Genomic DNA, 1,953 nt, shown 5'->3' with positions numbered 1-1,953 from the left:
CGCAGGTGATGCAGATCGAGTCGGCGCACTTTAGCACTATCAACTCGTTTCTCTGGTCGGATGCCTTTGTCGCCAACTTCCACCGGGGGGCTGACGAGCCTTGGCAACCCCCGAGTGCAAAAGTTGGGGGCTGGCACAAAGACGGCAGCTACTTCCGCCACTTTCTCGATAGCCGCGAGCAGGCGCTGCTCACCATTGTCCTCTGGTCGGACATGAAGCACCAGGGCGGTGGCACGTTTATCGCCCCGGACTCCGTGCGCGTGATCGCAAAGTTTCTCGCCGAGCACCCCGAGGGAGTCGCACCGGGGGACTTTAAGTTTCAGGAGCTGATCGCCCAGTGCCAGCGCTTTGAGGAGCTGACCGGCGAGGTCGGGGACTTTGTGATCCTGCATCCCTTCATGCTCCATGCATCATCGCAGAACACCCTCCGAAGACCGCGCTTCATGACCAACCCACCCGTCGTCTTGAAAGAACCCATGAACCTCAACCGCGAGGACGCCGAGGACTTTTCTTTACTAGAGCGTGCGACCCTGCACTACCTCGGCAAAGAGCACCTTGACTTTGTGCCCACGGCTCCCCGCGAGTCGTACTGGTGGCCTGCAGCTTGAGCCGCCCAATGGAATTGGGCGTCGATAGTGGCGCAAGCGCCGCGAAGCCCGTGCCGGGCTGGGGAAATTGGTAGCCCGGTACGGGCTTTGTGGCCGAAGGCCATTGCAGCCGCCGGTTTCAACCGGCGGCTACATCGCGGTTACACCGCGCCGCCGTACTCGTTGTTGACGGCTTGTACGAGCGCTTTCATGTAGGCAATCGAGTAGGCGAGGCCGGGGCGGGAGCCGCCGAGCATCTGGGGGATGTGGTCGGGGATGATTGCGCCGTCGTACTCTACTTCTCGGAGCGCACGCATCACCTGGTGCATGTCCTGGTAGCCGTCATCAATGAAGGTCTCCTGCCAGGGCTCGGGCATGGGGTTGCTGACATTGCGGAAGTGCACCTTAAAGAGCTTCTTCTGCGCCGCGAAGCTCTTGATCGCTGAGATGACGTCGCAGCCCATCCCGACCGTCCCACCCTCCAGCCAGCACCCGACGCACAGGCAGACCCCGATGTAGGGCGAGTTGGCGATGTCCAGTGCCCGCTGGTATCCCGCCGCGTTGCCAAAGATGCAGCGTGGAATCCCGCCGAGCGCATAGACCGGCGGATCGTCGGGGTGGATGCCGATACAGACCTTGGTTTCTTCCGCCACCGGCACCACTTGTTTAATGAAGTAGGTGTAGTTCTCCCAGAGCTCCTCCTCGGTGTAGACCCGCCCGTGGGTTAGCTCCCCCTCGAACACTTTTTCGATCCAGTGCCCCTTGGCGTTCTTGATGTCCAGCACCCGCGCTTGGACGCCCCCGCGCCCCGCCGTGTGCCCCGTGCTCCATATCCCATGTGGGCGTAGGTGTGGTAGAAGATTCCCGCCTTCTGCAAGTTTCGCAGAAAGCCCAGAAACTCCTCGATCTTCTGGTCGCGGCCTGGTAGGTTCAGCGTGATCTCCGGGACATTGTGCACCTGGTGGTTGCCGATCCGGTAGATCTTCACCCCGAACTTGGCGAGGCGCTCACTCAGGCGGCAGTAGTCGTCGGCGGTGTGGTGCGCCGGATTGACGATATTGAGCATCGCCCACTCGACTCCGAGCTGCTGCAAGAACTGCAAGTCGTCGTCGCTTGCCTCGGAGCTGACATAGGTGCCGATCTGAATGCCCGGCTTGGTGCCATAAAACCCGGGAACCGCCCGGAGCGGATAACGATCCATCGCACCCCCTAACCCCCGCCCAGCGCTAATCTTGTCCCGTATCTTTTGCCCGTAGATGAGGGTAGCCTGATCTCCCGGCAGATGGCTGGAGCAGAGGCAGTTTCCTCACGACGATACTAGTTATTGATATTTAATGAAAAATCAGTTAACTGTTAATAAAGCACA

The 1,953-nt window shown here is 60.3% G+C and carries 3 protein-coding genes; 1 reads left to right on the top strand and 2 read right to left on the bottom strand.

The annotated features are described in order from the left end of the window. Positions 1-608 (top strand): phytanoyl-CoA dioxygenase family protein (locus tag RMO15_RS11730; protein ID WP_309712413.1); only part of this gene is annotated, 608 nt, incomplete at its 5' end. Positions 609-748: 140 nt separating this feature from the next. On the opposite strand, the gene RMO15_RS11725 is transcribed toward RMO15_RS11730, so the two are convergent. Together RMO15_RS11725 and RMO15_RS11720 are read right to left on the bottom strand one after the other, a co-directional pair. Continuing rightward, a complete protein-coding gene (locus RMO15_RS11725; protein WP_309712410.1) occupies positions 749-1,372 on the bottom strand; it encodes a mannonate dehydratase in 624 nt (207 codons plus the stop codon). Beyond that, entirely contained in the window at positions 1,312-1,788 is a 477-nt protein-coding gene (locus RMO15_RS11720; protein WP_309712406.1) for a hypothetical protein, read from the bottom strand. The genes RMO15_RS11725 and RMO15_RS11720 overlap by 61 nt, the downstream gene beginning before the upstream one ends. Positions 1,789-1,953 lie beyond the last annotated feature (165 nt).

This window comes from Armatimonas sp. (genome assembly GCF_031410135.1).
Lineage (GTDB): Bacteria > Armatimonadota > Armatimonadia > Armatimonadales > Armatimonadaceae > Armatimonas.
Note: the sequence above shows the minus strand (reverse complement) of the source record. Positions and strands in the feature narration are given on the sequence as shown.